Source organism: Streptomyces sp. NBC_00414, from assembly GCF_036038375.1.
Lineage (GTDB): Bacteria > Actinomycetota > Actinomycetes > Streptomycetales > Streptomycetaceae > Streptomyces.
Genome location: NZ_CP107935.1, coordinates 5,530,439 through 5,557,140, shown reverse-complemented (window position 1 = coordinate 5,557,140; position 26,702 = coordinate 5,530,439). Strand labels below are relative to the sequence as shown.

Sequence of the window (26,702 nt, the reverse complement as noted above, 5' to 3'; positions counted from 1 at the left end):
ACGACTCACCTCGCGGGGCGCAGCTCGAACCACACGCCCTTCGCGTAGCGCCCCGCCCGCCCGTCGGCGAGGCCCCACGCGTCCGCCACCTCGTCGACGAGGGCGAGCCCTCGCCCCCAGCAGGCGGCCACCCCCGCGACGGGGTGTGCCACGACGGGTGGATCGGGACTCTCGTCGAAGACACTCACGTGCAGGCGGGCCGGGTTGAGCCGGACTCGGAGTATGGCGGCGCCCTTGGTGTGCAGGTGGACGTTGGTGACCAGTTCCGAGGTGCACAGGGCGGCGGGCATGACCAGGGCTTCCCGCCCGTGCGTGAACAGCACGGCCCGCACGAAGTCCCGGCAGACGCGGGGCGCGGTGGCGTCGGCGGGGGCGAACAGGCTGTATTCGTGGACGAGTTGGGCGGGGCGGTGTGCTGCGCGGCGGGCGGGGTCCATGGGGGTGACTCCAGTCGGGGTCGAGGGGGGTGGGCCCGCGCCCGGCGATGGCTGTGCCCGCGCGCTCCCGGGTGGAGGGGCGGGTGCTCTGTCGGCTTGTGGGCAGGGGTGGCGGGTGGCTCCATTCAGTAACCGAAACCGGACTCAACGTAGCGGGTGAGGTTTACAATGTTCAAGCTATTCACTCTCTCGGTGGACGAACTCCCCCGCTCCGTGGAGACTTTGGGCGACCGACAAGGAGTGGACCGTGGGACTGCGCACCACCATCAGCGAACGCCAGCGACGACTCGGCTACGAGCTCAAACACCTGCGCGAACAGGCGGGCTTCAGTGCGGGAGAGGCCGCCGAGCGGATCGGCATGGGCAGGGCCCAGTTGAGCCAGATCGAGACGGCGAAGACGACCATCCTGACGGAGCGGCTCCATGAACTGTGCCGCCTCTATGGATGCACTGATGCGACGTACGTCGAAGCCCTGGTTGCCATGTCCGAGGCGACAGGAAAGGGCTGGTGGACCGCGCACAGGAAGCACATGGAACCTGGCGCACTCGATCTGGCCGAGCTGGAATCGGAGGCCCTGAAGATCCGGACGCACGAACCCCTTTTCATCCCAGGGCTGTTCCAGACCGCCGATTACGCGCGCGCCATCTTCACCAGCCCGAGGCTGGGGTTCGACAACATTGAGGAGTGCCTGAAGTTCCGTATGGAACGGCAGCGCATTCTCACGCTCGACGACCCGCCATCCGTGCACGCCGTCATCCACGAAGCCGCACTGCACATGCGGTTCGGGGGCGCGGATGTCGTACGAGAGCAATTGCTGCGCCTGATCGAGCTGGCTCGGTTGCCCAATGTGACGATCCAGATCTACCCGTTCAGCGCCCAGGCGTACGCGGCACTCAGCGGGAACTTCGCTCATTTCGTGCCCCACGAGACGAAGTTGGGCACCGTCGTGCTCGAAGCACCCCTGGGGTCGCGCTACTTGACAGAGCAGAGTCATCTACTGGAGTACGCCGCGCTGTTCGATCGCCTGACCGAAAGTGCCCTCGCCCCCATCGACGTATCGTTGGCCCCCGATGCACACTCGGTGAAGGACTCGCTGGCCCTCATCCAGCATCTTCTCTACACCCTTTAGGGAGCCGCATGTCCGAGCTGAGCTGGCAGAAGTCATCCTTCAGCGGCGGCCCGCAGGGCAACTGTCTCTACATAGCCGCCGCCCCCGACGGCACCCTCCGCCTCCGCGAGAGCGACACCCCCGACGTCATCCTCGCCACCGCCCCGCAAGGTCTCGCCGGACTCCTCCACCACGCCCGCACCACCAAGCGGACCCATGACTGACGAGACCGAACCAAGCCCCCGTGCTGAGCTGAACTGGCAGAAGTCATCCTTCAGCGGCGGCCCTGAAGGCAACTGTCTCTACATAGCCGCCGCCCCCGACGGCACCCTCCGCCTCCGCGAGAGCGACACCCCCGACACCATCCTCGCCACCGCCCCGCAGGGCCTCGCCGGACTTCTCCAGCACGCCCGCGCGCAGCGCAATGGCTGACGAGAACTTCGGCCACCCCCGGCTCGCCGCGATCTACGACCCGCTCGACCCCGATCGCGGCGACCTCGACGCGTACGTCCGTATCGCGGAGGAGTTCGGGGCGCGGCGCGTGCTCGACATCGGCTGCGGAACCGGCGTGTTCGCGCTGCTGCTCGCCGGCCGGGGGATCGACGTCGTCGGGGTCGATCCGGCGGAAGCGTCCCTCGACGTGGCCCGGGGCAAACCCGGCGGCGAACACGTGCGGTGGATCCACGGGGACGCCACCGCGCTGCCTCCCCTCCGCGTCGACCTGGCGACCATGACGGCCAACGCCGCCCAGCAGATCGTCGACGACCGGGCCTGGCGGGACACCCTGCGGGGCGCCTACGAAGCTCTGCGGCCCGGTGGGCATCTGGTCTTCGAGACCCGGGATCCGGCCCGGCGCGCCTGGGAGGAGTGGAACCGCGAGGCCTCGTACGGGATCACGGAGATTCCGGGGGTCGGCGCGGTCGAGAGCTGGACCGAACTGACCGGGGTCGACGGGCAGTTGGTGGCGTTCCGCAGTACCTATGTGTTCGACGTGGACGGACAGGTACTGACCTCGGAATCCACCCTACGTTTCCGCGAGCGCGACGAGATCGAGGCGGATCTGACCGGGCAGGGCTACACCGTGAAGGACGTCCGCGACGCACCCGACCGCCCCGGCCGGGAGTTCGTCTTCGTCGCGCACCGACCGGGCTGACGGTCAGCCGCCGTTGCCTGAGGGGCCCGGCGGTTCGCGATGAACCTCCGGGCCCCTCAACATGGCTGCTCGCCCGCTCGGACTCAGTCCGTCGGTGGGCGCTTCGGGCGCCAGACCACCAGCGCGCTGGTCTGCTGGACCTCCTGGTACGGGACCAGGTCGCGGCGGTACGAGGCGTGGACCGCGGCCTCGCGCTGCTGCATGGTCGCCGCCGCGCCCTCCAGTGCCGACTGCAGTTCCGCGACACGGGACTGGAGCGCGGCGACCTGGTTCTCCAGCTCGATGATGCGCTTGATGCCGGCGAGGTTGATGCCCTCGTCCTGCGACAACTGCTGGACGGTGCGCAGCAGTTCGATGTCGCGGGCCGAGTAGCGCCGGCCCCGCCCGGCCGTGCGGTCCGGGGAGACCAGGCCGAGGCGGTCGTACTGACGCAGCGTCTGCGGGTGCAGACCGGAGAGCTGGGCGGCCACCGAGATGACGTACACCGGGGTTTCTTCCGTCAGCTCATAAGCCCTGCCGGTGAAGGAGTTCTGCCGACGACGTCCGGTTGCGTCCATGGTGTCCTCATGCTCCCTTCGCGGCCTGGAACAGCTCAGCCCGCGGATCCTCCTCCGCGGTCGCCTCGCGATACGCCTCAAGCGCGTCACGAGCCTTCCCCGTCAGGTCCGCCGGAACACTCACCTCGACGGTGACCAGGAGATCCCCACGGGTGCCGTCCTTGCGGACCGCGCCCTTGCCGCGGGCGCGCATCGTCCGGCCGTTGGGCGTGCCCGGCGGCAGTTTCAGGGTGACCGGAGGCCCCCCGAGCGTGGGCACGCGGACCTCGCCGCCGAGCGCCGCCTCCGCGAAGGTGACGGGCACGGTGACGGTGAGGTTGTCGCCCTTGCGGCCGAAGACCGGGTGGGAGTCGACGTGCACGGTGACGTACAGGTCGCCCGACGGCCCGCCCCGTTCGCCCGGCGCGCCCTTGCCGCGCAGGCGGATGCGCTGGCTGTCCGACACCCCCGCGGGGATACGGACCTGCATGGTCCGGGACGACTTGGCGCGCCCCGAGCCGCTGCAGACCGCGCACGCGTGCTCGGCGATCAGGCCGCGGCCCTTGCAGTCGGGGCACGGGTCGGTCAGCGAGAACCCGCCGCCCGAACCGCGCGCCACCTGGCCGGTGCCGACACACGTCGGGCACACGCGCGGTGTGCCGTTCTTGTCGCCGGTGCCCGAACAGGCCTTGCAGGGTGACTGCGAGGTCATCCGGAGCGGGACGGTCGCGCCGTCCACCGCCTCCGTGAAGCTGAGCGTGACCTCGGTGTCGATGTCCTGGCCGCGCCGCGGCTGCGTCCGGGTACCGGGACCCGGACCGCCGCGGTTGAAGAGACCTCCGAAGACGTCCCCTATGCCGCCGCCGAAGCCACCGGCTCCGCCCTGCGGACCGCCGCCCGCTCCGCCCTGGGGGCCGCCTCCGAAGAGGTCCCCCAGGTCGAAGTTGAAGGAACCGCCCGAACCCGCCGGGCCGGGCCGGTAGCCGCCGTTGCCGAAGAGGGTGCGGGCCTCGTCGTACTCCCTGCGCTTCTTGGGGTCCCCGAGGACGTCGTTCGCCTCGGAGATCTCCTTGAAGCGCTCCTCGGCCCGCGCGTTCCCCTTGTTGGCGTCCGGGTGGAACTCGCGGGCGAGCTTCCGGTACGCCTTCTTGATCTCGGCCTCGGTGGCGTCCTTGGGGACGCCGAGGACCTTGTAGTAGTCCTTCTCGATGAAGTCCTTGGTGCTCATCCTCGACGCCCCTCCTTCCGTACGTCACCGTCACGTACGCGCTCGACGTTCTCTGTGCAAAGGGGCGCGCGTACGCCCTGTTTCACGTCAGCCCTCGTCCGGGCCACCGCTCTCCTTGTCGTCGGCCGCCGCGGTCCCCGCGTCCGTCTCGTCGCCCTTGGCGGGCTGCGCTCCCGGCTGCGGCTCGGCGACCGCCACCCGCGCGGGGCGGATGGTGCGCTCGCCGAAGCGATACCCCGGCTGCAGAATCGCCACGCACGTCGTCTCCGTGACGTCCGGCGCGTACGAGTGCATCAGGGCCTCGTGGATCATCGGGTCGAAGGGCTCGCCCTCCTTGCCGAACTGCTGCAGGCCCATCTTCGCCGCGACGGTCTCCAGCGACTCGGCCACCGACTTGAAGCCGCCGAGCAGTTCGCCGTGTTCCCGGGCGCGGCCGATGTCGTCGAGCACGGGCAGGAGCTCGGTCAGGAGGCTCGCGATGGCGACCTCCTTGACCGCGATCCGGTCCCGCTCGACCCTGCGGCGGTAGTTCTGGTACTCGGCCTGGAGCCGCTGGACGTCCGCCGTACGTTCGTTGAGCGCCGTACGAACCTGGTCCAGCTGGGCCGTCAGGCCTGCGATCTGGGCTGCGGACTGGGCTGCTGCCGCCGCGTCCCCGGCCTGGGCCGCCCCGTCCTCCGAGGAGGAGGGGGCAGGCTTCGGCTCGGCGTCTTCAGGGGTGGCGCCGGAGGGGACGTCGGGCTGCTCGTCGAAGCCCGGGGTCTCCTCGGTCACGCGGCACCGTCCTTGCGGTCACGGTCCTCGTCGACGATCTCCGCGTCGACCACGTCGTCGTCGGCGGCCTTGGCATCGGCGTCCGGACCGGCGCCCGGGGCCTCGGCGCCCGCGGCACCCTGGGAGGCCTGGGCGTCGGCGTACATCGCCTGGCCCAGCTTCTGGGAGACGGCGGCGACCTTCTCGGTGGCCGTACGGATCTCCGCGGTGTCCTCGCCCTTGAGCGCGGCCTTCAGCTCCTCGACGCTCGTCTCGACCTCGGTCTTGACGTCGCCCGGGACCTTGTCCTCGTTGTCCTTGAGGAACTTCTCCGTCTGGTAGACGAGCTGCTCGCCCTGGTTGCGGGCCTCGGCGGCCTCGCGGCGACGGTGGTCCTCGTCCGCGTACTGCTCGGCCTCCTGGCGCATGCGGTCGACCTCGTCCTTCGGCAGCGAGGAGCCGCCGGTGACGGTCATCTTCTGCTCCTTGCCCGTGCCGAGGTCCTTCGCGGTCACGTGCATGATGCCGTTGGCGTCGATGTCGAAGGCGACCTCGATCTGCGGGACTCCGCGCGGGGCGGGCGGCAGACCGGTCAGCTCGAACATCCCGAGCTTCTTGTTGTACGCCGCGATCTCGCGCTCGCCCTGGTAGACCTGGATCTGGACGGACGGCTGGTTGTCCTCGGCCGTCGTGAAGATCTCGGACCGCTTGGTCGGGATCGTGGTGTTGCGCTCGATGAGCTTGGTCATGATCCCTCCCTTGGTCTCGATACCGAGGGACAGCGGGGTCACGTCGAGGAGCAGGACGTCCTTGACCTCACCCTTGAGGACACCGGCCTGCAGGGCGGCGCCGATGGCGACGACCTCGTCCGGGTTGACGCCCTTGTTGGCGTCCTGGCCGCCGGTGAGCTCCTTGACGAGCTCGGCCACGGCGGGCATACGGGTGGAGCCACCGACGAGAACGACGTGGTCGATCTCGCTCAGCTGGATGCCGGCGTCCTTGATGACGTTGTGGAACGGCGTCTTGCAGCGCTCCAGAAGGTCGGCGGTGAGCTGCTGGAACTGGGCGCGCGTGAGCTTCTCGTCCAGGTGCAGCGGGCCCTCGGCGGACGCGGTGATGTAGGGCAGGTTGATCGACGTCTCCGTGGAGGACGACAGCTCGATCTTGGCCTTCTCCGCCGCCTCGCGCAGGCGCTGGAGGGCCATCTTGTCCTTGCCGAGGTCCACGCCGTGGCCGCTGGCGAACTGCTTGACCAGGTAGTCCATGACGCGCTGGTCCCAGTCGTCACCACCGAGGTGGTTGTCACCGTTGGTGGCCTTCACCTCGACGACGCCGTCGCCGATCTCCAGGAGCGACACGTCGAACGTGCCGCCACCGAGGTCGAAGACGAGGATCGTCTGGTCGTCCTTGTCGAGGCCGTACGCCAGGGCGGCGGCGGTCGGCTCGTTCACGATGCGCAGGACGTTCAGGCCCGCGATCTCGCCGGCCTCCTTCGTCGCCTGACGCTCGGAGTCGTTGAAGTACGCCGGGACGGTGATGACCGCGTCGGCCACCTTCTCGCCCAGGTACGCCTCGGCGTCGCGCTTCAGCTTCTGCAGGATGAAGGCGCTCATCTGCTGCGGGTTGAAGTGCTTGCCGTCGAGCTCGATCTTCCAGTCCGTGCCCATGTGACGCTTCACGGACCTGATGGTCCGGTCCACGTTCGTGACCGCCTGGCGCTTCGCGACCTCTCCGACGAGCACCTCACCGTTCTTGGCGAAGGCGACGACGGACGGCGTGGTCCTGGCGCCCTCGGCGTTGGTGATGACGGTGGGCTCACCGCCCTCCAGAACGCTGACGACGGAGTTAGTCGTGCCCAGGTCGATGCCGACCGCACGTGCCATTTCAATTCCTCCAACAACAATGACTTGAGTGGAACGGACTCAAGTGTGCATGACGCTTGCCGCTCGGTCAACAGAGCTGAGTCGTGGGGGCTCAACTCTTATCTCTTACTTACGCGCACTTTGGGCTTTGACCTGCGGGTCGTCCTACGGGTCACACATGACCCACGGACCGGCGGGCGCCGTTCGCGCAGTTCCCCGCGCCCCTGGGGAGTGCCGCCTCAGGCCGTTGCGGGGTGCGGGCCGCCCGGGGCTGAGCGCGCAGTTCCCCGCGCCCCTCGAAAGCGGGGCTGCGCCCCGCCTTTCACCCTGAAGCACACCCGACGAACGGGCTGGGGCGCAGCCCCGCCCCGAGGGGCGCGGGGAACTGCGCGGCCCACTCCAGGCGACCCGCACCCGGCAAACAGGCTGAGGCATAGCCCCGCCCGCAGGGGCGCGGGGAACTGCGCGGCCCACCCCCGCCGGCCCGCGCCCGGCGAGCAGCCTGGAGCGCAGCTCCGCCGGGCCCTGCCGCAGAAAGGGCGACACCCCGCCACGCGTACCCAGGTATGCCTCAGCGACGCAGATCACCGTGCCTCTGACTACAGTGCGGACACAGGAATGGGTAGTGTCGAAGGACTGCGTAAGCTACCGCTCAGTAATGTAACCTCGCAGGCCCGAGGAGCCCCGAAATGCAACTCGCCGCGATCATCGTGTCGCTGGTCCTGACCGTGGTCGGCGTCGCGCTGCTCGCACGCGCCATCGGCCAGTTCGTCCGGTACTTCAAGCTCGGCCAGCCGGTCCCCGCCGGAACCCGCACCGACAACCCCTACCAGCGCAGCGTGACGCTGGTGAAGGAGTTCCTCGGTCACACGCGGATGAACCGGTGGGGCATCGTCGGCTTCGCCCACTGGTTCGTGGCCGTCGGCTTCCTGACGCTGCCCCCCACCCTCGTCCAGGCCTTCGGCCAGCTCTTCCAGGCCGACTGGGTCCTGCCGTACATCGGTGAGTTCCTGCCGTTCGAGCTCTACATCGAGTTCATCGGCGTGATGACGATCCTGGGCATCGCCGTGCTCATCGCGATCCGGCTGCTGAGCCTGCCCTCGCGGGCCGGACGCAAGTCCCGCTTCGCGGGCTCCAAGGCCGGTCAGGCCTACTTCGTCGAGTACGTCATCCTCACCATCGGCCTCGCCATCTACGTGCTGCGCGGCCTTGAAGGCGCGATCCACCACGTCGAGGGCTACGAGGCCGGGTACTTCGCCTCGTACCCGCTGGTCCTGGCCTTCAAGGGCCTGAGCCTGAGCACGCTGCAGAACCTGGTCTACCTCGTCGCGACGATCAAGATCGGCACGTCCTTCGTGTGGATGATCGTCGTCTCGCTCAACACCAACATGGGTGTCGCCTGGCACCGCTTCCTGGCCTTCCCGAACATCTGGTTCAAGCGCGAGGCGAACGGCGGGACCGCCCTCGGCGCCCTCCAGCCGATGACCTCCGGCGGCAGGCCGATCGACTTCACCGACCCCGGTGACGACGACGTCTTCGGTGTCAGCCAGGTCGAGCAGTTCTCCTGGAAGGGCATCCTCGACTTCTCCACGTGCACCGAGTGCGGGCGCTGCCAGTCGCAGTGCCCCGCCTGGAACACCGGCAAGCCGCTCTCCCCGAAGCTGCTCATCATGTCGCTGCGCGACCACGCGCACGCCAAGGCCCCGTATCTGCTGGCCGGTGGCGGCAAGGACATGGAGGGGAACGAGAAGGCGACCGCGGAGCAGCTCAAGGATGTTCCCGCCGCCGCGCTGGCGGAAGCCGAGCGGCCGCTCATCGGCACCCTTGAGGAGAACGGGGTCATCGACCCCGACGTCCTGTGGTCCTGCACCAGCTGCGGCGCCTGCGTCGAGCAGTGCCCCGTCGACATCGAGCACGTCGACCACATCGTCGACATGCGCCGCTACCAGGTGATGATCGAGAGCGCCTTCCCGTCCGAGGCCGGGACGATGCTCAAGAACCTGGAGAAGAAGGGCAACCCCTGGGGGCTGGCCAAGAAGCAGCGTCTTGAGTGGACCAAGGAGGTCGACTTCGAGATCCCGGTCGTCGGACGCGACCTGGAGGACCTCTCCGAGGTCGAGTACCTGTACTGGGTCGGCTGCGCCGGTGCTCTGGAGGACCGGGCGAAGAAGACCACCAAGGCCTTCGCCGAGCTGCTGCACATGGCGGGCGTCAAGTTCGCGATCATGGGCGGCGACGAGAAGTGCACCGGTGACTCCGCCCGGCGCCTCGGCAACGAGCCCCTGTTCCAGGAGCTCGGCATGGAGAACGTCATGTCCCTCAACGCCGCCTTCGGCGAGGAGATGGACGACGACGGCAAGGTCACCGCGGAGTCGAGGAAGCCCAAGGCCGCGAAGAAGATCGTCGCGACCTGCCCGCACTGCCTCAACACCCTCGGCAACGAGTACCCGCAGCTCGGCGGCGACTACGAGGTCATCCACCACACCCAGCTGCTCCAGCACCTGATCGACGAGGGCAAGCTGGTCCCGGTGACCCCGGTCGAGGGCCTCATCACCTACCACGACCCCTGCTACCTGGGCCGGCACAACAAGATCTACACGCCCCCGCGCGAGATCATGTCCGCCGTCCCGGGCCTGCGCCAGCAGGAGATGCACCGCCACAAGGAGCGCGGCTTCTGCTGCGGCGCGGGTGGCGCGCGGATGTGGATGGAGGAGCGGATCGGCAAGCGCATCAACAACGAGCGTGTCGACGAGGCGCTGTCCTTGAACCCCGACATCGTCTCCACCGCCTGCCCGTTCTGCCTCGTCATGCTGACCGACTCGGTCAACGGCAAGAAGAACGACGGCAAGGCCAAGGAGTCCATCCAGGTCGTGGACGTGGCCCAGCTGCTCCTCGACTCGGTGAAGACCCCGTCCGAGGAGCCCCCGGCGGGTGCGGCGGAAGCCGAGAGCGAGCCTCAGCCCGAACCCGTCAAGTAGCCGGTCAAGCAGTCATGTGAGTCGAACGGCCCCCGCCCACCGGCGGGGGCCGTTCGCGCAGTGCCCCGCCCTACTGGCTCCCGCCCCGCTGCCCGCCGAGCGCGGTCGTCAGTTCGCCTCGGCGGCGGATGCCCAGCTTTCGGTAGGTGCTGGTCAGATGGGTCTCCACGGTGCGGCGAGCCAGGTGCAGCAGTTCCGCGATCTCCGTGTTCGTGCGGCCGTCGGCGGCCAGCTCGGCTATCCGCCGCTCGCTGCCGGTGAGCGCGCCCGACCCGGTGAGCGTCGTCGTGGTGCGGCGGGCGCCGCCCTCCCGCAGGGCCTCCTCGGCGGTGGCCCGCAGCCGTACCGCGCCCAGCCGTTCGGCACGTTCGGCCGCCTCCCGCAGGCAGTCGCGGGCGCGGGCCCGCTCCCCCACGGCCGTGAGCTGGCGTCCCTGCGCGACCAGCGCGGGGATCAGTTCCGGGTCCAGCGGGACGTCGACGGAGGCGTCCCGCAGCAGCCGTACGGCCCGGTCGGCGAGTTCCAGGCCGCGCCGCCCGCCGGTCGCCATGCCGAGCACCCGCAGGGCGCGGCCCACCGGACGCGGGGTGTTCCACACCTGGGCCAGCCGCAGTTCCTCCTCGGCCAGCTCCAGCGCCTCCCGGGGCCGGCCGAGCGCCAGCCGGCACTCCGCCGCGGCCGTCCGCCACGGAGTGACGACCGGGCTCACCACATCGCGCGCCGACTGACGGCGCCCGCATTCGAGGAAGTCGTCGAGCGCGCCCGCCGGATCCCCGCCGGCGGCCCGCAGCACCCCTCGCGCGTACAGGAACCGGTTCAGCTCCCAGGAGTCCTTCGCCTCCCGCAGGTCGAAGCCGCCCGCGAGCCGGCGGGCCTCCACCACCCGGCCGGTCTCGACCAGCGCGACCAGCGCGTGCGCCTGCCCGTTGGCAGGGCCCAGGCCCGCGCCGGCCGGCCGGCGGGCGTCGGGGCCGGTGAGCAGCCGCGCGTAGTCGCCGCGCGCCGCGGCGATGTCGGCCCGTACGTTCAGCAGCGCCCGGTGCATCGGGTGCAGCAGCGACGGGCGCTGTCTGGCGAGACCGCGCTCGACGAGCCGTTCGGCCTCTTCGAGTTCGTCGGCCCACTGGGCGACGGCGGCGGCCGTGCCCAGCAGGAAGGGCTCCGCGAGCGGTTCGACGGGCTCCGCGAGAAGGGCCCGTACGCGGTCCATGGCGGCGTCCGCCGAGAGCAGGCCCGCCGTTGCCTCGTACCGGACGAGCAGGGCTTGGCCCGCGGTGCCGACCAGGCCCGGTGAGCGGCCGGCGCTCTCCCGCAGCCAGCGGTAGAGCTCCTGCCTGATCTCGTGGTCCTGGTCGGAGAGCAGCGCCGAGGCGATCTGCACCGTACGGGCCAGGTCGGGGTGGCCCGTCAGCTGGGAGTCCAGCGAACGCAGCACGTCGACCGCGGCGCGGGCCTCGCCCCGCCCGGCCAGTGCCGTGCCCAGGGCCACCGCCGCGCGCACCCGGTCCTGCGGGACACCCGGCAGCCGTACCGCCTCGGCCAGGCGCGGAATTCCGGCCGAGGAGCGCACGGTGGCGTACTCCAGGGAGCCCAGTTCGGTGAGGAGCCGCTGCCGGTGGTCGTCGGGCAGCGGCTCCTCAAGGGCCCGGCGCAGATACGGCAGGGCGTCGTCGGCGCGGCCGTCGTGGACGGCGACGGCCGAGGCGTCCAGCAGGACGCCGGTGACCCACGGCTCGCCGACCGCGTCGGCCCGCAGCAGCTGCCCGGCCACGACCTCGGCGCGTTCGCCGCGCCGCAGCATGACCTCGGCGGCCGTCCGGTGCGCGGCCCGCCGCCTGGTGACTGGCCAGCCGCTCAGCACCGCGTCCCGCAGCAGGGGATGGGCATAGCGGGGCCGCCCGTCGGCGCCGGGCCGCAGGATTCCCAGCCGGGTCATGGCGGTGAGCCACCCCGCCACCCGCGCCGGATCGGCGCCGGTGACCTCGCCGAGCAGTTCGGCGAGCTCGTCCGAGGCCGGTGCCGTGCCGTCCGCCGAGGGCCCGCTCCGGCAGGAGCCGTCGCCGAAGGGCCGGGCGGCCTCCGACGACCGGACCTCGCCGTTCGACTGGTCGGACGAAGTCCGAACGCGAGGTTCCGACAAGTCGTCGTCCAGTGCGGCCAGCGCCCGTGCCACCTCCGCAGTCGCGGCCCCCGCACTGTCCAGCCACCACGACACCGCCGCCTGGTACGCCCCCGGATACAGCGCGGCGGACGCCTTCGGCACCGTGGCCGCCAGGGTCCCCCGCAGATCGTCCAGCAGGGCACGCAGCAGCAGCGGACTGCCCGCACTCGCCCGTACGCAGTCCTGCACCCACGTCGCCGGAACCGTGCCGAAGTCCGAACGGACCAGCTGCGTGGCGGAGTCGGCGCTCAGCGGAGCGAGGGTGAGGGTGCGCACGAGCGCGGGTGACAGCGTGTGGGCGAGACCGGCCGCGGGCGCGTCGATGTCGTACTGACTGCGCTCGGTCACCACCAGCAGTACTGGTAATCGGTCCACCCGTCGGGCGGCGTCGACGAGCCAGCGCCGCGAGGAGTCGTCCGCGAGGTGCACGTCGTCCACGGTCACCAGGAGCGGCGGCCCGGCCGTGAACGAACGCAGCAGCCGCCACAGCCAGGCGCCCCGCGCCCGTTCGTCCGGCACCTCCCGGTTCTCCGAGAACTCCGACTGCGGGCCCAGCAGTTGACGTACGGCGGCGAAGGGGAGGGTGGTGTCGTCGGGCGAGCAGCGGGCCCGCAGCACCCGCATCCCGGCTTCCTCCGCCTGCTCGGCGGCGGCTTCGAGGAGCGCGGAACGGCCCGTGCCGGTGGCACCCCGCAGCAGCACCAGCCCGCCCGTTCCGGCACGGGCGCGCGCGGCCTCGGCGGCCACCAGTTCCAGGGTTTGCCGACGCTCAAGCAGTGGTACGTACATCCCTGCCTCCCTCGCGGCCGTGGTGCGGCCCACTGTGTGGGACGGCGGAACAGGTCGCTCCCGTTGCGTGAGATGACCCACTGTCATTTATGCAACGTCGTTTCCGATCAGGTTTCCGATCTCGTGGTGTGTCTCGTGGTGCTCCACGATTGCGCCGAACGCGCGGCCCCCAGAAGTGTGATGACTGCACGCCTGTCACGGACGCCACAGAGGTGACGGGCTCGTGAACATAGGGGAGTCCGTTGCGCAGCTCATTTGGGACCGCGGCTCCGGGCACGGCAGAGCCCGAGTCCCGAATACCGGTGGCGGTACACGCCTCGGACCCGATCACCAAGGAGGGGGCACTCAGCCAGCTGCGGCAGCACCCGGTGATCGACCTCCGCGAGGAGACCGAGACCGGACCGGACACGGTCGCACTGCTGATCAGCGAGACGCTGGACGAGAACGCGCTCTCCCGGCTGCGCAGACTGGTGCGCAGCGAGGGCGCCCGCGCCGTCCTCGTGGTGAGCATGATCCGCGAGACCGAACTGCTCGACGTCATCGAGTGCGGGGTCGGCGCCATCGTGTGGCGCCACGAGGCCACCGCGCACCGGCTGGTGCAGGCCGTCGTCGCGGCCTCACGGGGTGACGGGGACCTGCCCGCCGATCTGCTCGGCCGGCTGATCAGCCAGGTCGGTTCGCTGCACCGCACAGCGAGCAGCCATCCCGGTGCCCCGTCCTCGGGGCTCGCACCGCGTGAGGTGGATGTGCTCAGACTCGTCGCCGAGGGGCTCGACACCGGAGAGATCGCCAGCAAGCTGTCCTACTCCGAACGGACCGTCAAGAACGTGATGCACGGGCTCACCACCCGACTGCATCTGCGCAACCGGGCGCATGCGGTGGCACATGCCCTGCGCGAAGGCTACATCTGATCGAACGGGCAGCCGGCGACGGACGCGGGGGCAGCACTCTCTGCCCGCCGGTCGTCCCCGGCGTGCCTGCGGAGACGGAGCCTCCACAGGCACGATCGGTTACGACAGCGGTTCCGGTGTCGCCGCGGGACAGCCGCGCCGTCATCCGGCGGCGGTACGGCACGGCGAGGCACGGCAGGGCGGGAGCGCGACGGTGATCCACGAGGTGGACGAGGTCCTCAAGCGGCTGCTCGGGGGCGGTGCGCTGGCCGGGTCCGGCATCGACATCTCCTTCGAGGCGCCGACCCGCGACTGGGCGGCCCGGCGCAACGCGCCGACCATCAACACCTACTTGTACGACATCCGCGAGGACGTCTCCCGGCGCCAGCGCGGCCACACCGCCGTCCGCGACGAGCGCGACATCGTCGTACGCCGTCGTCAGCCGCCCCGCTGGTTCCGGCTGTCCTACCTGGTCACCGCGTGGACCAAGCAGCCCCAGGACGAACACCGGCTGCTGTCCGCGGCGTTGGCGACCCTGCTGCCCCACGAACTGATGCCCGCCAGTGAACTGCCGGGCCCGCTGGGCGCGCTGGGCCTGTCCATCCCGCTCACGGTGGCGGGGCTGCACACCGAGTCCCGGTCGCTCGCCGAGATCTGGTCCGCGATGGGCGGCGAACTCAAACCGTCCCTGGACCTCGTCGTCACGGCGCCCTTCCCGGCCTTCCCCGAGTACGACGCCGGTCCCCCGGTCACGGAGGGCGCGGGTGTGCGCGTGCGCGGCATGGACGGCACGCTGGAGGGCTCGCAGGAACGCAGGCACCAGCCACGGCACCTCAGGTCCTCACCGCTGGCCCCCGACGACCGCGGGGACAGCGGCCGACGCGAGAACACCGGTGAGCGGGAGAACACCGCGGACCGGCAGAACACCGGAGAACGGCAGAAGTGACCGCTCACGTCCCCCTCACGTCCGACATGCTCCTGCTCCGCCTGGCCCGACTGCGCGACCGTGTGGCCGAGTTGGTCGACGAGCGCGCCTCGGGCGACCCCACGGCGGGCGATCCGCTGCGCGGCCTGTACCTCTCCGACGAGGCCGTACGGCACCTTCTCGGGCCCGTGACGGTCTCGTACACCTCCGCCTTCGAGGACGGCCCGGAAGACGGGCACGAGGACGGGGACAGGCACGGGGACGGGGACGGGCATGAGGCTGGGGACGTGCACGGCGAAGAAGGAGAGGGAGACGGGGACGGGGACGGAGACAGGGAGGAAGACGGCCGGCCGCCGGGTGCCGACCGGCTGGAGCTGCTGGCGGTGCGTCTCGGGCTCACCGAGCTGGACTTCCGGATCCTGCTCATCGCCCTCGCACCCGACCTGGAGCGCTCCTTCGAGTCGCTGTACGGGTACCTCAACGACGACGTCAGCAGGCGCCGGGCCACCACCGGGCTCGCCCTCGACCTGTGCGGGCTGCCCGTGCACTTCGCCGGGGCGCGGGCCCGCTTCCACCCCTCGGCGCCGCTGACCGCGCTCGGCCTGCTGAGCGTCGAGGATCCCGAACGTCCCTTCCTCAGCCGGTCGTTGCGCGTACCCGACCGGCTGATCGCGCATCTGCTCGGCGACGACACCCTGGACCCCGCCCTCGTCGGCCACGTCCACCCGCTCGTGACCGCCGCGCCCTCGCACGACGACGAGTTCACCGCCAAGCTGGCCGACCGGCTGAGCACCGCGCCCCTCACCGTCTATCTGCGCGAACACCGCGATGGCGACGGGCTCGCCGGTGCCGCCGCCGCCCTGCGCGCCGCCGGGTACGAGGCCATGCACTTCACGGGCCCCGAGGACCGCGTACCCGAACTCCTGCGTGAGGCCCGGCTGCGGGACGCCGCCGTCGTCGCGTCCGCCCTGCCGGAGCAGCCCGGCCCGCTCGTACGGGCCCTGGCGCACTCCGGCGTGCCGGTGCTGCTCACCGGGTCGCGGCCGTACGACCCGCAGTGGTGCGAGCACGACCCGCTGGTCCTCGACGCGCCCCGGCAACGGGCCGGCGCGGTGGACGTCTGGTCGGCCGCCCTGCGCCAGGAGCCCGGCTTCGACCTCGCGGCCACCGTGGCCCCCTACCGGCTGGGCGGCGACCGCATCCTGCGGGCCGCGTACGCCGCCGAGAGCCTCGCCGTCTTCGACGGCACCCCGCTGACCGCCGCCCATCTGCGGCTCGCGGCGCGGCAGCAGTCCGCCTCGGGCCTGGAGCGGCATGCCCGCAGGATCCGGCCCGACGTGGGCTGGGAGGACCTCGTCCTGCCCGACAAGCCCCTCGTGCAGTTGCACGAACTGGCCCTGCGGGCCCGCCACCGCGACCAGGTCCTCGGCGACTGGCGGCTCAGCGCCGGCGGCGGCCGGGGCCGCGGGGTCCTCGGGCTCTTCGCGGGGGACTCCGGCACCGGCAAGACCCTGTCGGCCGAGGTCGTCGCCGCCGAACTGGGCCTGGACCTCTACGTGGTGCAGCTCTCCTCGATCGTCGACAAGTTCGTGGGCGAGACCGAGAAGAACCTGGAGCGGATCTTCACCGAGGCCGACCGCACGGACGCGGTGCTGCTCTTCGACGAGGCGGACGCGGTCTTCGGCAAGCGCTCCGAGGTCAAGGACTCCCACGACAAGTACGCCAACATGGAGAGCGCCTACCTGCTCCAGCGGCTGGAGTCCTTCGACGGCATCGCGCTGCTCACCACCAACCTGCGCGCCAACATCGACGAGGCGTTCACCCGGCGCCTGGACATGGTGGTCGACTTCCCGTTCCCCGACTCCGGCCAGCGCCTGGCCCTGTGGCGGCACAGCCTGTCCGCGGTGCCGTGCGCGGAGGACACCGACCCCTCGGCGGTCGCCCGCGACTTCGAACTGGCGGGCGGCTCGATCCGCAGCGCGGTCGTCACCGCCGCCTACGCGGCCGCCGGACGCGGCGCCCCCGTCACGACGGCGGACCTGCGCGAGGGCGCCGAGCGGGAGTACCGCAAGGCGGGCCGGCTGGTCCCCGGCGAGGGCAACTGGTAGCCGTTCCGGCGCCCGTGTGACGCGTGGATGAACTGCGGCCGACCCCCCGGTGAGCTGCGGGCCTCGATCGGCTGACACCCCATGTGACCTGCCCTTTCCCACCCTTCACAGTGGTTACGCTGCCTCACGGACGGATCCGGAACGGAACTGACGTGCGGGGTTGCCCCGTGGTGGGGACGGCTCACTGTGCGCAGACAGCGGCAGGCGTCGAACGACAAGGGCAAGGCTCCTGAGACGGCTGCCCGCGGCCCGGTGGTCCAGCCCTCCTTACCCGGTTCGCCGGCCCGGTCCTCCGCACCGGGCGCCCCGGCGCCGCGCGCGATGCTCGCGCTGCAGCAGAGCGCGGGGAACACGGCGGCGTCCAAGGCACTGCGCGGTTCCGGGGCCCCGCACGGCAGGAATCCGCACCGGGCCGGCCTCCTCGGCGCCCCGCCGGGAGAGGCGAGCCGCACGGTCGCGGGCCCCTCGCGCACCGCGCAGCGGCCCGGATCCGCCGGTCTTTCGTCCATCGGGGAACTGCCCGAGCACGCCCCCGCCACCCGTCTGCGGTCCGTGCTGCCCAGCATCGCGGAGGGCGAGGAGAGCGCCCCCGAACCGGAGCCGCTGGGCCTGCCGCCGTATCTGCGGGACCTGACGGCGGCCGGGCTGTCCACGGCGCGGCAGCCGACCGGCCACGAGATCGTGGGCACCGCGCTGGCCGCCGCGATCGGACGCTCCGACGGGACCGTCGCCGAGATCAAGGAGGAGCTGGCCGGACGGCCGGAGACCTTCTACGGGCAGGGCCGCGCCTTCTCCGTGGCGGGCGCGGACGGCAAGGACTGGTACGACGTCACCGTCACCGTCTCCGCCGCCCCCGGCGAGCGGCCCGAGACCTTCGTCCCCGCGGACGTGCTGAAGGCACGCGCCGAAAACGCGAAACGCGCCGGAGACCGGGCGGCGGCCCGCGCCGCGATGGCCCGGGAGGCCGAGGGCGCCGCCACCAAGGTGGACATGCAGCACAACACCCAGGCCACCGCGGGCCACACGGCCGGCAACTCCGCGAGCCACGGTGCCGGTCTGATGGCCTTCGGGCTCGCGCCGGTCGTGCCCGGTGTCTGGCTCGGCGGCGCGGTCATGGCGAACGCCCAGCCGTTCCAGTCCGCGCGGGAGTCCCGCACCCAGAAGAGCGTGGCCGAACCGCGCGTCCTGCGCAGCGACAAGGGCTCCGTGGAACTGCTCCGCCAGGTCCGGTACGGCGTACGGATCAAGAAGCAGGACGCCCCCGAGGTGAAGTCGTTCAGCGGTACGGGCACGCTCACCATGCGCGTCCCGACCGAGCACCTGGTCCCCGCCTCCGCCTCCGCTTCCGGCGGTACGCCCCAGCCGTCGACGCGGCTGACCGCGCGCACCGCGAGGAAGGTCGCGCGGGCCGACAGCCTGGCCCCGGTCGCGGTCACCGACACCGCCGCCCCGCACCAGGGCGGCAACGGCCTGTTCGACAAGGTCCGTTCGGTGCTGCACCCCTCGCTGACCTCGCCGGGCGCCCCGGGCCGCGCCCGCCTGTACGAGGCCACCTCCACCACCACCGTCCTTGAGGACATGCCCCGGCTGCTGCGCCAGGAGGTCGTCGGCGAGGACCTGACCGCCAAGGACGGCAGCGCGGTGGGTACGTACCGGATGCGTGCCGCCATCGGCTCGATGACGCCCGCGTGGAAGATCGGCAGGACCCAGCTGCGTACGCATCAGCAGGCGCAGCACTCGGTGACGGACACCGCGGGCAAGGGCCGCGGCGGCACCTTCGGGGTGGGCCCCGCCATCGGGTTCGGGGTGCTGGCGAACGCCGCGGCGGTACGTGCCACGGCCATGCCGACCTTCGGGGCGAAGAGCGCGCGCTTCACCGTGTCGGAGCAGACGGTGTCCAGCCGCCAGGGCGCCGAGGTCCGCGGCGACAAGGTGCTCTACCGGGGCACGGTGATGCTCACCGTCGAGGGCACCGGGCCGCTCTCGCCCGCGATGAAGGCGCGGATGGGCAACCGGACGGCCACCCACTCGATGGACGTGTGGCTGAGCCTGCGGTCCGACGAGGCGCAGGCACTCGGGCTGCCGCTGCCGTCGGGCGTGACCGCGGACGAGATGGTCAAGAAGCCGAAGGCCGCTCCCGCGAAGGGCTCCGACTCCGGAAAGGCCAAGGGGAAGGAGGCGGCCTCCGGTGTCACGTCCGAGGAGGCCGCGCCTGACGTCGAGCGCCATCTGCCCTTCGGGGCCATGGGGTCGAGCGTCGCGATCAGCCAGCTGGACACCGGCCCCCTGCTCTCCGGCGTCCAGCGGCTCTTCGCCACCGACCCGCAGCTGGCCGGCTATCTGCCGGCCTTCGGCGCCGGACGGGAGCCCGGGAGGACCAGCCCCGAGGAGGCGGAGGCGCAGCGGACCAACTACCGCGAGCTGCTGACCGTCCTGTCGGACACCAACCTGGCCGTCAACAAGGACCAGTTGCTCTCCAGCGGCATCCGCGTACGGATGCGGCGCAAGTCCCGGATGCACGCGCACGATGTGCAGATCAAGGTCACCGGCCGCCTCGACAGCACCACGTACGCCGGTGACGTCAAGGACTGGCTCGTGCGCAGCCACGCCGGAGTCACCAGCAACGCCCAGAGCGGGCGCTCCAGTTCGCGGTCGGTCGGCGGCATGGTGCTCGGCCAGTTCCGGATCATCCCCTCCGCGCTGAACGCCTCGGTGCGGGCCGACCGGACGAAGACCGGCGCGCGGCGCGGCCAGGGCGGCCCGACGACCCGCTCGGACATCCTGACCAACGGCTCCGAGGACGCCGCCGCCTTCAGCGGTTCCCTGCACCTCGACGTGGACGTCACCATGACCTCGCGCGAGCGCAAGGCCAAGCGCACCCTGACGCCGGGCCTGCCGGGCCGGGGCGTGCCCGAGGCGAGGCACATCGGCACGGTCGACGTGGAGGACCAGGACGTACGCCTGCTGACCCCGGCCGGGTTCACGATGGACACCGACGAGAAGCAGCGGCTGGACGCCTCCGTCGCGGCCCGGACGGCCGGACACGGGCCGCCGCAGCGGACGTTCGCAGCCGAGGGCATCGGCGACCTCGCGGGCATGGAACCGCGGGCGATGGCCTCGCGGCGGGTACGGGACTGGACGCTGGTGGAGACCCTCGGCGACGGGCAGCCGATCCGGGACCTCGCGTTCGAGCTGCTGGCCGGGGCCGCCGCCCGCAACAGGACGCTCCGCGAGGACAAGGCCCTGGCCACCGAGGGCCTCGCGCCGCGGCTCGCGATCGAGGAGCGGTTCAGTCCACAGGCCGTCACGGCCGCCCTGCGGCAGGCCGTCTCCTCGGGCTGGGTCGTGAAGAACCTGCGGTACCCGCGCCGGACGGCCGGGCTGACCGGCGCGGTGGGTACGCGGTTCGCGCTGGCCAACCCGAAGGTCGTGCACCGGGCCACGGGGCCCGGTACGGAGAGCTTCGTCCTGGGCGGCCACCAGGCCACCGGGCAGGAGTCCGACACCACGAGCACGTCGGTGCAGGCCGGTGTCGTGGGCATGCAGCACGGCGCCGACTGGCGGGCCGGCGAGGGCGTCTCGGCGGGCCGCACCCTGAGCGAGGGTTCCTCCACGGCGTCGACGCTGGCCGGCACGGTCGAGCGCAACGCGCACACCGCGCGCTCCCGGTCCCTGTACCTGGTCCACTGCGACCTGGTGGTCCGGATGGTCGCCGAGGTCGGGGTCACCGGCGGCGGCCCGTACGTGGCGAAGTCCGAGCGGACGCTGCCGGGGGCGGCGGCCGTGTGGCTCACCGCGGACCAGCTGAGGGCGTCGAAGCTGCGCGTACCGGGCGAGAAGACGGCGGAGAAGGCGCCGGAGAAGACCGCGAAGGAGACGACGAAGGAGACGACGAAGAAGGCGGCGACCACGGCGGAGAGCAGCAAGGCGGGAAGCAGCAAGGCGGCCGGCACGGTCGCGGGCGGCGACACCGGGCGCGACGAGCAGGGCGGCCGGGAGACCGGCGCCCCCGCCCCGCAGCCCCGGCTGGCCCAGGGACTCCCCCTCGGCTTCGGTGCGATCGAGGACCTGCCCGACTTCGTGCCCCTCCTGGAACAGCTCCGCGCAAGCCTCGGCCGCCGGGACAAGAGCCTGGCCGAGCGCCTGCTGCCGCGGCAGCAGCTCAAGGACCGCAACGACAACGTGCAGCGCCTGCTGCGGGTGCTCGACCGGGACGGGGCCGCCGGGCTGCTGTCCGGGGCGATGGACGGCGGCGTCACCGTGGAGCTGCTGGACGGCCGCGGTACGCCGTACCGGGCGGTGTTCAAGGTCAGCCGCGACGGGCCGGGCACCTATGCCGGGACGGCGCCGGACGGCCTCGGGGACTTGGAGTACATCACCTCGGCCGTGGCGCAGCGGGCGGGCAGCCGGGAGAAGAGCGACGCGCGCGGGGTCGAGGCCGTCTTCGCCGGGGCCGCGAAGCCCGAGAACGGCGGCGGCCAGCTGAAGAACGTCGGCGGCGCCGCGGGGCTCGGGCTCGGGCACAGCAGCGCGCAGAAGACCGGCTCCACCGGGCGTGCCCAGCTCGGCGTCAAGACCGTCGCCGAGGCCTCGGCGCGCTCGGTGCGGATGAACGTACCGATCACGGCGTCGCTCGAACTGCATTCGGCCAAGGGCCGGTTGGACGTGGCGCAGCTGAGCGGGCGGCAGCTCACCCATCGCATCCTGCAGCACGACCTCACGGCCCTGAACGAGTTGCGGCCCGTGGCGCAGGAGCAGCCGCGGCAGGGGCGGACGGCCGCGCCCGGCCGCGAGGACGCCCGCGCCGACCGGATGGGCCCCTGGCACGAGGGCGGGGTGGCCCTGCCGATGGAGGCCCAGGTCAACGGCTTCCAAGGGGCGCCGGCCATCCGGAAGTTGATCGACGACACCGTACGGGAGGCGGGCGGCAGCAAGCGTTACGGCAAGCAGGGTGATGCCGCGGCCCACGTCCAGCGGGAGGCGGTCTCCACGGAGTGGCTCATCTCGGCGCTGCCGTTGCTGACCTCCGCCGGAGTGGATCTGCCGCCGGTGCACGCGAGTGGGGTCCGGGGCCAGGACCTGCGCACCTCACTGCACGCGCGGCTGCGGGGCGGCCGGGTGCTGGGGGTCGGCGACAAGATGACCTTCGAGACGGTGGCGCAGAGCGGGCTGGACGCGCCCCGGCCGACCGGGGTGGACGGCCAGCAGTCGGTCGAGCACGGCAAGTCCGCGCGGGGGATCGGTGGGGCGGGCGTGCTCAACGCCACCGAGTTCCGGATGAATCAGCTTCTCGGTAACGCGGACGGCTCCGGCAGTGCGACCGATACGGCGGCGAACGCCGCCGGGTCGATGCCTTTGCACAAGCCCAAGTCGGAGTCGGTGCTTGTGCAGTTCACGTTGGATGTGCGAGTGGTCGCGCGGGTCGTGGGGCGTGGGCCCGGGGGGCAACGGTCCGTTGGGGTGAGGGAGTTCACGCTTCCCCGTCCGGTCGTGATCCGGATGCCCGCGCCTGCGGTTCGCCGTCTTCTCCGGAATCCGGCGAACGCGTCCGAGCTGCGGGACCCCCAGGGGCACCTGTCGGAGAAGAAGTCCAACGCGGCAGCCACGCCCTGAACTGGGCTGCGCCCCGGTTCACCGGCTGCGGGCCGGTGGGGCCGTTCGCGCAGTTCCCCGCGCCCCTCAAAAGAACGGAGCCGCGCCCCAGTTCATCAGGCGCAGCCGAGTGAGGGCTGAGCGCGCAGTTCCCCGCGCCCCTCAGAAGCGGGGCTGCGCCCCTGCTTTTGTCCTTCAGGGGCGCGGGGAACTGCGCAATCAGCCCCCGCCGGCCCGCACCCGACAAACAGGCCGGGGGCCGGGGCGCAGCCCCGCTTGAAGGGCGTGGATTCACACGGTGAACTTGACCGCTTCGAGCCACAACGCGTTGTCGAGCGTCCCCCCGAAGATGAACCCCTCACCCTCACCCGGCTTGTCGCACCCCAGCCCGAGCCACGCCCCGTTACGAATGTGCGCGTTCTGGCAGACGGCCCCCGCACCGTTGCCGACATTGATCGTGAAGCCCAGCAGATTCGGCGCGTCCTTCTTGGTGCTGCCGATGTAGTTGTCGATGCCGTCGGCGGCCCCCGACCACGGCGCGTTGTAGTGCCCCCGGCCATTGGTCGAGTCGGGGTCGTACACGAAGGCCGCACTCGCCGTGCCCTTGGTGCCCGACACGGCGATGTTGAGGCTCTTGAGCGGCGTCTCCTGCCCCACGGTGCCGGCCGTCTCGCCGTCGCACACGGCTTCCGTCCAGCCCTTGTCCTTCACGAAGGCCCGGTAGCAGATGTGCTTCTTGTCCGGCTCCTCCGCGGCCAGTTCCTGGACGGCGGTCGCCGCGGTCCGCTCCGGAGCCTTGGTCTCCTTGTCCTCGGAACCGCCGCCGCCTCCCGCACCGGCCGCCGCTCCGCCCGCGGCCTGCGTCTCCGCGGCGGGCGGGGGTGTGGTCGCGGCGGCGGTGGGAGCGCTCGGCATGGGCGGCGACGCCGTGGGGCTGGGCGGCAGGGTGCTGATGCCGGCTTCCTGGAGCTTCTCCGTCGCCGCGCTGCGGACCTGGGGCTTGTAGGCGATCCACAGCATCACGAAGGTGATCGCGAGAGCCATGAACACGCCGAGGAAGGTCGCCAGCCAGCGCGGCAGGAACCCCTTCTGGACATACGTGCCCGCCACGTCCAGCGGCTCCACACCGGACCGCTGCACCGCCAGGTTGTAGGGCCGGTCCTCCTTCGAACCGAACCAGATGATCTGCCGCGGCTTCAGCGTCGTCTTCACGAACGCCGCACGCCCCGGCTCGATCTGCACATTCGACGGATAGATGTCGTACGACAGCTGATCCCCGTTGTCGCTGCCGCTGACCGACGCCGTCAACTTCGTATTGCCCAGGTTGTCCACGGCCAGCCTCGGACGACCCCGGAAACGCCCCTTCACCGTCGGCGGCACCAGCTCCGCCCGCACCTCCGTGAACGGAGTGATCGTGAGATTGCCCTCCGGGACAGTGGTCGCCTCCGGATGCTCGGTCGGCGTGATCCGCACCGCGTACGGATTCGGACCCGCCGTCGCGTCCGGCGTCCGGGGAGGCGCGAACGCCAGGTCCACCGAACCCGTCGTACCCGGATACAGCCGCAGCGTCTGCGGCTCGACCCTCGTCCAGGGTGCCAGCGGACCGACCGCCTCGAAGCGGTACTCGTCCACCACGTCACCGGTGTTGCGCAGACGCAGCCGCACAGTCGTACTGCCACCCGGGTCCACGGTCGCGGAGGCGGGCTCCAAGGAAGTCCAAAGGCTCACTCTGGGACGTTAAACGCAACGCCGGTACCGAGTCAGGAAGCCGTGGGGCAGGATGCGTGCCCGAAGAGGCGGCGCCCCTGCCCCGGCCCTCAGCCCTCAGACGGGTGGATGACCAGCCACTCCTGGTCGTCGGAGTTGGAGCAGTGGTAGAGCGTCAGGTTCGTGTCGACTCCGCCGGTGCTGAACCCGGCGACGTCCAGGCACTTGTTGTTGCTGGCGAAGTTGCGGATCCAGTAGGCGCCGCTCTCCTGCTTGTCGATCCACCACAGGTCGTTGTCGGCCGTCGTGCCGTCGCACGGGGACTCGTATATCCCCACCTGGACGGGCTGAGCGCCGGCATTCGGCAGGTCCATGCAGAGCTGGTCCTTGACGTTGCGGATCAGGAAGAGGGCGTTGCCGCCGGGGCCGCTCTTCGGATAGCGCACCTCCAGGTTCCAGAGCTGGTTGTCCTCCGCCGTCTTCTGGGTGCAGGTGGCCTGCTGTACGCGGCCGGTCGCCTTGCCCTTGTCGCGGCCCGGGAGGTCGGCGCACATCTTGGTGGTCGGGTTCCGCAGCAGGATGTTGGTCGCGGGGACCACGCTCTTGGGCGCCTGCTTGGTCTTCGTCGGTGACGGGGCGGCCCCGCCGCCTCCTCCATCACCGTCGGACGCCCCCGGAACGGACTGGCTGGGCTCCGGTTCGACGGACGGTGCCTTCGGCGCCTCGGGGGTCGGTGAAGGCGACGGTGCCAGGGTGCTGATGCCGGCTTCCTGGAGCTTCTCCGTCGCGGCACTGCGCACTTGCGGCTTGTAGGCGATCCACAGCATCACGAAGGTGATCGCGAGAGCCATGAACACACCGAGGAAGGTCGCCAGCCACCGCGGCAGGAACCCCTTCTGGACATACGTGCCCGGCACGTCCAATGGCTCCACACCCGACCGCTGCACCGCCAGGTTGTAGGGCCGGTCCTCCTTCGAACCGAACCAGATGATCTGCCGCGGCTTCAGCGTCGTCTTCACGAACGCCGCCCGCCCGGGCTCGATCTGCACGTTGGACGGGTAGATGTCGTACGACAGCTGATCACCGTTGTCGCTGCCGCTGACCGATGCCGTCAGCTTCGTATTGCCCAGATTGTCCACGGCCAGCTTCGGACGGCCCCGGAAACGCCCCTTCACCGTCGGCGGCACCAGCTCCGCCCGCACCTCCGTGAACGGAGTGATCGTGAGATTGCCCTCCGGGACGGTGGTCGCCTCCGGATGCTCGGTCGGCGTGATCCGCACCGCGTACGGGTTGGGCCCTGCCGTCGCGTCCGGCGTCCTCGGTGGGGCGAAGGTCAGGTCCACCGAGCCTGTCGTCCCCGGGTACAGCCGCAGTGCCTGCGGCTCCACTCTGGTCCAGGGTGCCAGTGGACCGACCGCCTCGAAGCGGTACTCGTCCACCACGTCACCGGTGTTGCGCAGACGCAGCCGCACAGTCGTACTGCCACCCGGGTCCACGGTCGCGGAGGCGGGTTCCAGAGAAGTCCAAAGGCTCACATATGGACGCTAGCGATCCGACGGGCCCCGGGCAGGAGGCCCGAGTGCAGGGTGCGCTGCCCGAAAGGCCCACAGCCGAGGCCGTCGGCTCCCGGGGCCGGCGCGTGCCTACTCGGTGTCGGCCGCACCCTCGGCCGCGCCCTCGGTACCGGCCGCGCGCTGCACCGGGGGCGCCCCGCTCCTCGCCCGCGCCTCGATCGCGTCCGCCCGCTTCTCGCCCCAGTCGTTCTTGCTGGAGACCTTCAGGCCCGAGCCGTTGTCGGTGCCGGGGACGGCGCCCCTGCGCTGGTCCTTGACGTGCTGCAGCTCGTGGATGAGCGTCGGCTTGTCCTTGCCGTCCCAGACCACGTTCTCGCCTGCGGTGTACGCCCGGGCGCCGATCGCCTTGGCGGACTGCAGGGCGACCGTGTCCGTGTGCAGCTTCACGCGGCTGAAGTCCTCGCCGCCGAACCAGCCGGCCGTCTCCTTGAGCAGCGCGCCGTTCATCCGGGTGCCCGGGGACTTGATCACCTGGTCCACCATCGAGCGCTGGACCTCCGGGCTGTGCCCGCAGCCCTCGCCGTGCTGGTGCTGCCGCCTCTGCAGTTCCTGGGTCACCGCCGCATTGCCCGCGGCCCTCTGCAGTGCCAGGATCCGGTCCACGGTGGTGTTCCGCTTCGTCGTCGGGCGGGCCCGTGTCTGATCACCACCGGCCTTGTCGGCCTGGGACTCCTGCGCGCGCATGACTTTCCCCTCCACGGCTGATTTCTCAGCTGTACCGGTCGGGGCCGGACACGGGGAGAGCGGCGAGGGCAGCCGTACGGGCAGTCCCGGTGGGTCCAGGGGCACCCGGTCGTACCGGACTGCCCTTGTGGGCAGGGAATTTGCCCCCGATCAGGTACCGCAGGACGTTTCAACGAACGCCCGCGCGCGTGAAGGTCGGAGGAGACCTGTCTCGTAC

General features: G+C 71.3%; 18 protein-coding genes. 9 read left to right on the top strand and 9 right to left on the bottom strand.

The window, feature by feature from the left end:
* Positions 1-5: 5 nt before the first annotated feature.
* Positions 6-437 (bottom strand): ATP-binding protein, encoded by a 432-nt coding sequence (locus OHS59_RS24090; RefSeq protein WP_328495480.1) that lies wholly within the window; start codon positions 435-437, stop codon positions 6-8.
* A gap of 247 nt (positions 438-684) precedes the next feature.
* Between OHS59_RS24090 and OHS59_RS24085 the strand changes: the two genes are divergently transcribed.
* The 4 genes from OHS59_RS24085 to OHS59_RS24070 are packed head-to-tail and all read left to right on the top strand — an operon-like array spanning position 685 to position 2,698.
* Entirely contained in the window at positions 685-1,566 is an 882-nt protein-coding gene (locus tag OHS59_RS24085) for a helix-turn-helix domain-containing protein (protein WP_328495479.1), read from the top strand.
* Between the two features lie 8 nt (positions 1,567-1,574).
* The gene (locus OHS59_RS24080) at positions 1,575-1,769 is read left to right on the top strand and encodes a DUF397 domain-containing protein (RefSeq protein ID WP_328495478.1); all 195 of its coding nucleotides are present in this window, start codon (positions 1,575-1,577) and stop codon (positions 1,767-1,769) included.
* Positions 1,762-1,977, top strand: coding sequence for a DUF397 domain-containing protein (locus tag OHS59_RS24075; RefSeq protein ID WP_328495477.1), 216 nt, complete (start codon positions 1,762-1,764; stop codon positions 1,975-1,977). The genes OHS59_RS24080 and OHS59_RS24075 overlap by 8 nt, the downstream gene beginning before the upstream one ends.
* Positions 1,970-2,698 (top strand): class I SAM-dependent methyltransferase, encoded by a 729-nt coding sequence (locus tag OHS59_RS24070; protein ID WP_328495476.1) that lies wholly within the window; start codon positions 1,970-1,972, stop codon positions 2,696-2,698. The genes OHS59_RS24075 and OHS59_RS24070 overlap by 8 nt, the downstream gene beginning before the upstream one ends.
* An 83-nt stretch (positions 2,699-2,781) precedes the next feature.
* Here the strand turns inward: OHS59_RS24070 and OHS59_RS24065 are convergent, their stop codons facing one another.
* The 4 genes from OHS59_RS24065 to dnaK all read right to left on the bottom strand — a co-directional run bounded on the left by OHS59_RS24065 (position 2,782) and on the right by dnaK (position 7,098).
* Positions 2,782-3,255, bottom strand: a complete 474-nt coding sequence (locus OHS59_RS24065; protein ID WP_328495475.1) for a heat shock protein transcriptional repressor HspR — start codon at positions 3,253-3,255, stop codon at positions 2,782-2,784.
* A 7-nt stretch (positions 3,256-3,262) separates the two neighbouring features.
* Complete coding sequence (dnaJ, locus tag OHS59_RS24060; RefSeq protein ID WP_328495474.1) at positions 3,263-4,462, bottom strand: molecular chaperone DnaJ; 1,200 nt, start codon at positions 4,460-4,462, stop codon at positions 3,263-3,265.
* Positions 4,463-4,549: 87 nt separating this feature from the next.
* Positions 4,550-5,236, bottom strand: coding sequence for a nucleotide exchange factor GrpE (gene grpE / locus OHS59_RS24055; protein WP_328495473.1), 687 nt, complete (start codon positions 5,234-5,236; stop codon positions 4,550-4,552).
* Entirely contained in the window at positions 5,233-7,098 is a 1,866-nt protein-coding gene (dnaK, locus tag OHS59_RS24050; protein WP_328495472.1) for a molecular chaperone DnaK, read from the bottom strand. Before dnaK ends, grpE begins: the two co-directional genes overlap by 4 nt.
* Before the next feature lie 668 nt (positions 7,099-7,766).
* Between dnaK and OHS59_RS24045 the strand changes: the two genes are divergently transcribed.
* Complete coding sequence (locus tag OHS59_RS24045; RefSeq protein WP_328495471.1) at positions 7,767-10,055, top strand: (Fe-S)-binding protein; 2,289 nt, start codon at positions 7,767-7,769, stop codon at positions 10,053-10,055.
* Positions 10,056-10,125: 70 nt separating this feature from the next.
* On the opposite strand, the gene OHS59_RS24040 is transcribed toward OHS59_RS24045, so the two are convergent.
* The gene (locus OHS59_RS24040; RefSeq protein ID WP_328495470.1) at positions 10,126-13,005 is read right to left on the bottom strand and encodes an AAA family ATPase; all 2,880 of its coding nucleotides are present in this window, start codon (positions 13,003-13,005) and stop codon (positions 10,126-10,128) included.
* A gap of 242 nt (positions 13,006-13,247) precedes the next feature.
* Between OHS59_RS24040 and OHS59_RS24035 the strand changes: the two genes are divergently transcribed.
* The 4 genes from OHS59_RS24035 (at position 13,248) to OHS59_RS24020 (ending at position 22,541) form a co-directional block, all read left to right on the top strand.
* On the top strand, positions 13,248-13,916 hold the full coding sequence (locus OHS59_RS24035; protein ID WP_328495469.1) for a helix-turn-helix transcriptional regulator: 669 nt from the start codon (positions 13,248-13,250) through the stop codon (positions 13,914-13,916).
* A gap of 193 nt (positions 13,917-14,109) precedes the next feature.
* Complete coding sequence (locus OHS59_RS24030; protein WP_328495468.1) at positions 14,110-14,841, top strand: DUF4255 domain-containing protein; 732 nt, start codon at positions 14,110-14,112, stop codon at positions 14,839-14,841.
* A gap of 26 nt (positions 14,842-14,867) precedes the next feature.
* The gene (locus OHS59_RS24025) at positions 14,868-16,928 is read left to right on the top strand and encodes an ATP-binding protein (protein ID WP_328499329.1); all 2,061 of its coding nucleotides are present in this window, start codon (positions 14,868-14,870) and stop codon (positions 16,926-16,928) included.
* A gap of 186 nt (positions 16,929-17,114) precedes the next feature.
* The gene (locus tag OHS59_RS24020; protein WP_328495467.1) at positions 17,115-22,541 is read left to right on the top strand and encodes a hypothetical protein; all 5,427 of its coding nucleotides are present in this window, start codon (positions 17,115-17,117) and stop codon (positions 22,539-22,541) included.
* 270 nt (positions 22,542-22,811) lie between these two features.
* On the opposite strand, the gene OHS59_RS24015 is transcribed toward OHS59_RS24020, so the two are convergent.
* The 3 genes from OHS59_RS24015 to OHS59_RS24005 form a co-directional block, all read right to left on the bottom strand.
* Entirely contained in the window at positions 22,812-24,248 is a 1,437-nt protein-coding gene (locus tag OHS59_RS24015; protein ID WP_328495466.1) for a hydrolase, read from the bottom strand.
* Positions 24,249-24,337: 89 nt separating this feature from the next.
* Complete coding sequence (locus OHS59_RS24010; protein WP_328495465.1) at positions 24,338-25,762, bottom strand: RICIN domain-containing protein; 1,425 nt, start codon at positions 25,760-25,762, stop codon at positions 24,338-24,340.
* 108 nt (positions 25,763-25,870) lie between these two features.
* Positions 25,871-26,485: an eCIS core domain-containing protein gene (locus OHS59_RS24005; protein WP_328495464.1), complete on the bottom strand. Its 615-nt coding sequence runs from the start codon at positions 26,483-26,485 to the stop codon at positions 25,871-25,873.
* Positions 26,486-26,702: the final 217 nt, after the last annotated feature.

Excerpts from the sequence above, each read along its gene's own strand:
- OHS59_RS24090 (WP_328495480.1), bottom strand. The coding sequence starts at position 437 with ATGGACCCCGCCCGCCGCGCAGCACACCGCCCCGCCCAACTCGTCCAC.
- OHS59_RS24080 (WP_328495478.1), top strand. The coding sequence starts at position 1,575 with ATGTCCGAGCTGAGCTGGCAGAAGTCATCCTTCAGCGGCGGCCCGCAG.
- OHS59_RS24075 (WP_328495477.1), top strand. The coding sequence starts at position 1,762 with ATGACTGACGAGACCGAACCAAGCCCCCGTGCTGAGCTGAACTGGCAG.
- OHS59_RS24070 (WP_328495476.1), top strand. The coding sequence starts at position 1,970 with ATGGCTGACGAGAACTTCGGCCACCCCCGGCTCGCCGCGATCTACGAC.
- OHS59_RS24065 (WP_328495475.1), bottom strand. The coding sequence starts at position 3,255 with ATGGACGCAACCGGACGTCGTCGGCAGAACTCCTTCACCGGCAGGGCT.
- dnaJ (WP_328495474.1), bottom strand. The coding sequence starts at position 4,462 with ATGAGCACCAAGGACTTCATCGAGAAGGACTACTACAAGGTCCTCGGC.
- dnaK (WP_328495472.1), bottom strand. The coding sequence starts at position 7,098 with ATGGCACGTGCGGTCGGCATCGACCTGGGCACGACTAACTCCGTCGTC.
- OHS59_RS24045 (WP_328495471.1), top strand. The coding sequence starts at position 7,767 with ATGCAACTCGCCGCGATCATCGTGTCGCTGGTCCTGACCGTGGTCGGC.
- OHS59_RS24040 (WP_328495470.1), bottom strand. The coding sequence starts at position 13,005 with ATGTACGTACCACTGCTTGAGCGTCGGCAAACCCTGGAACTGGTGGCC.
- OHS59_RS24025 (WP_328499329.1), top strand. The coding sequence starts at position 14,868 with ATGCTCCTGCTCCGCCTGGCCCGACTGCGCGACCGTGTGGCCGAGTTG.
- OHS59_RS24005 (WP_328495464.1), bottom strand. The coding sequence starts at position 26,485 with ATGCGCGCGCAGGAGTCCCAGGCCGACAAGGCCGGTGGTGATCAGACA.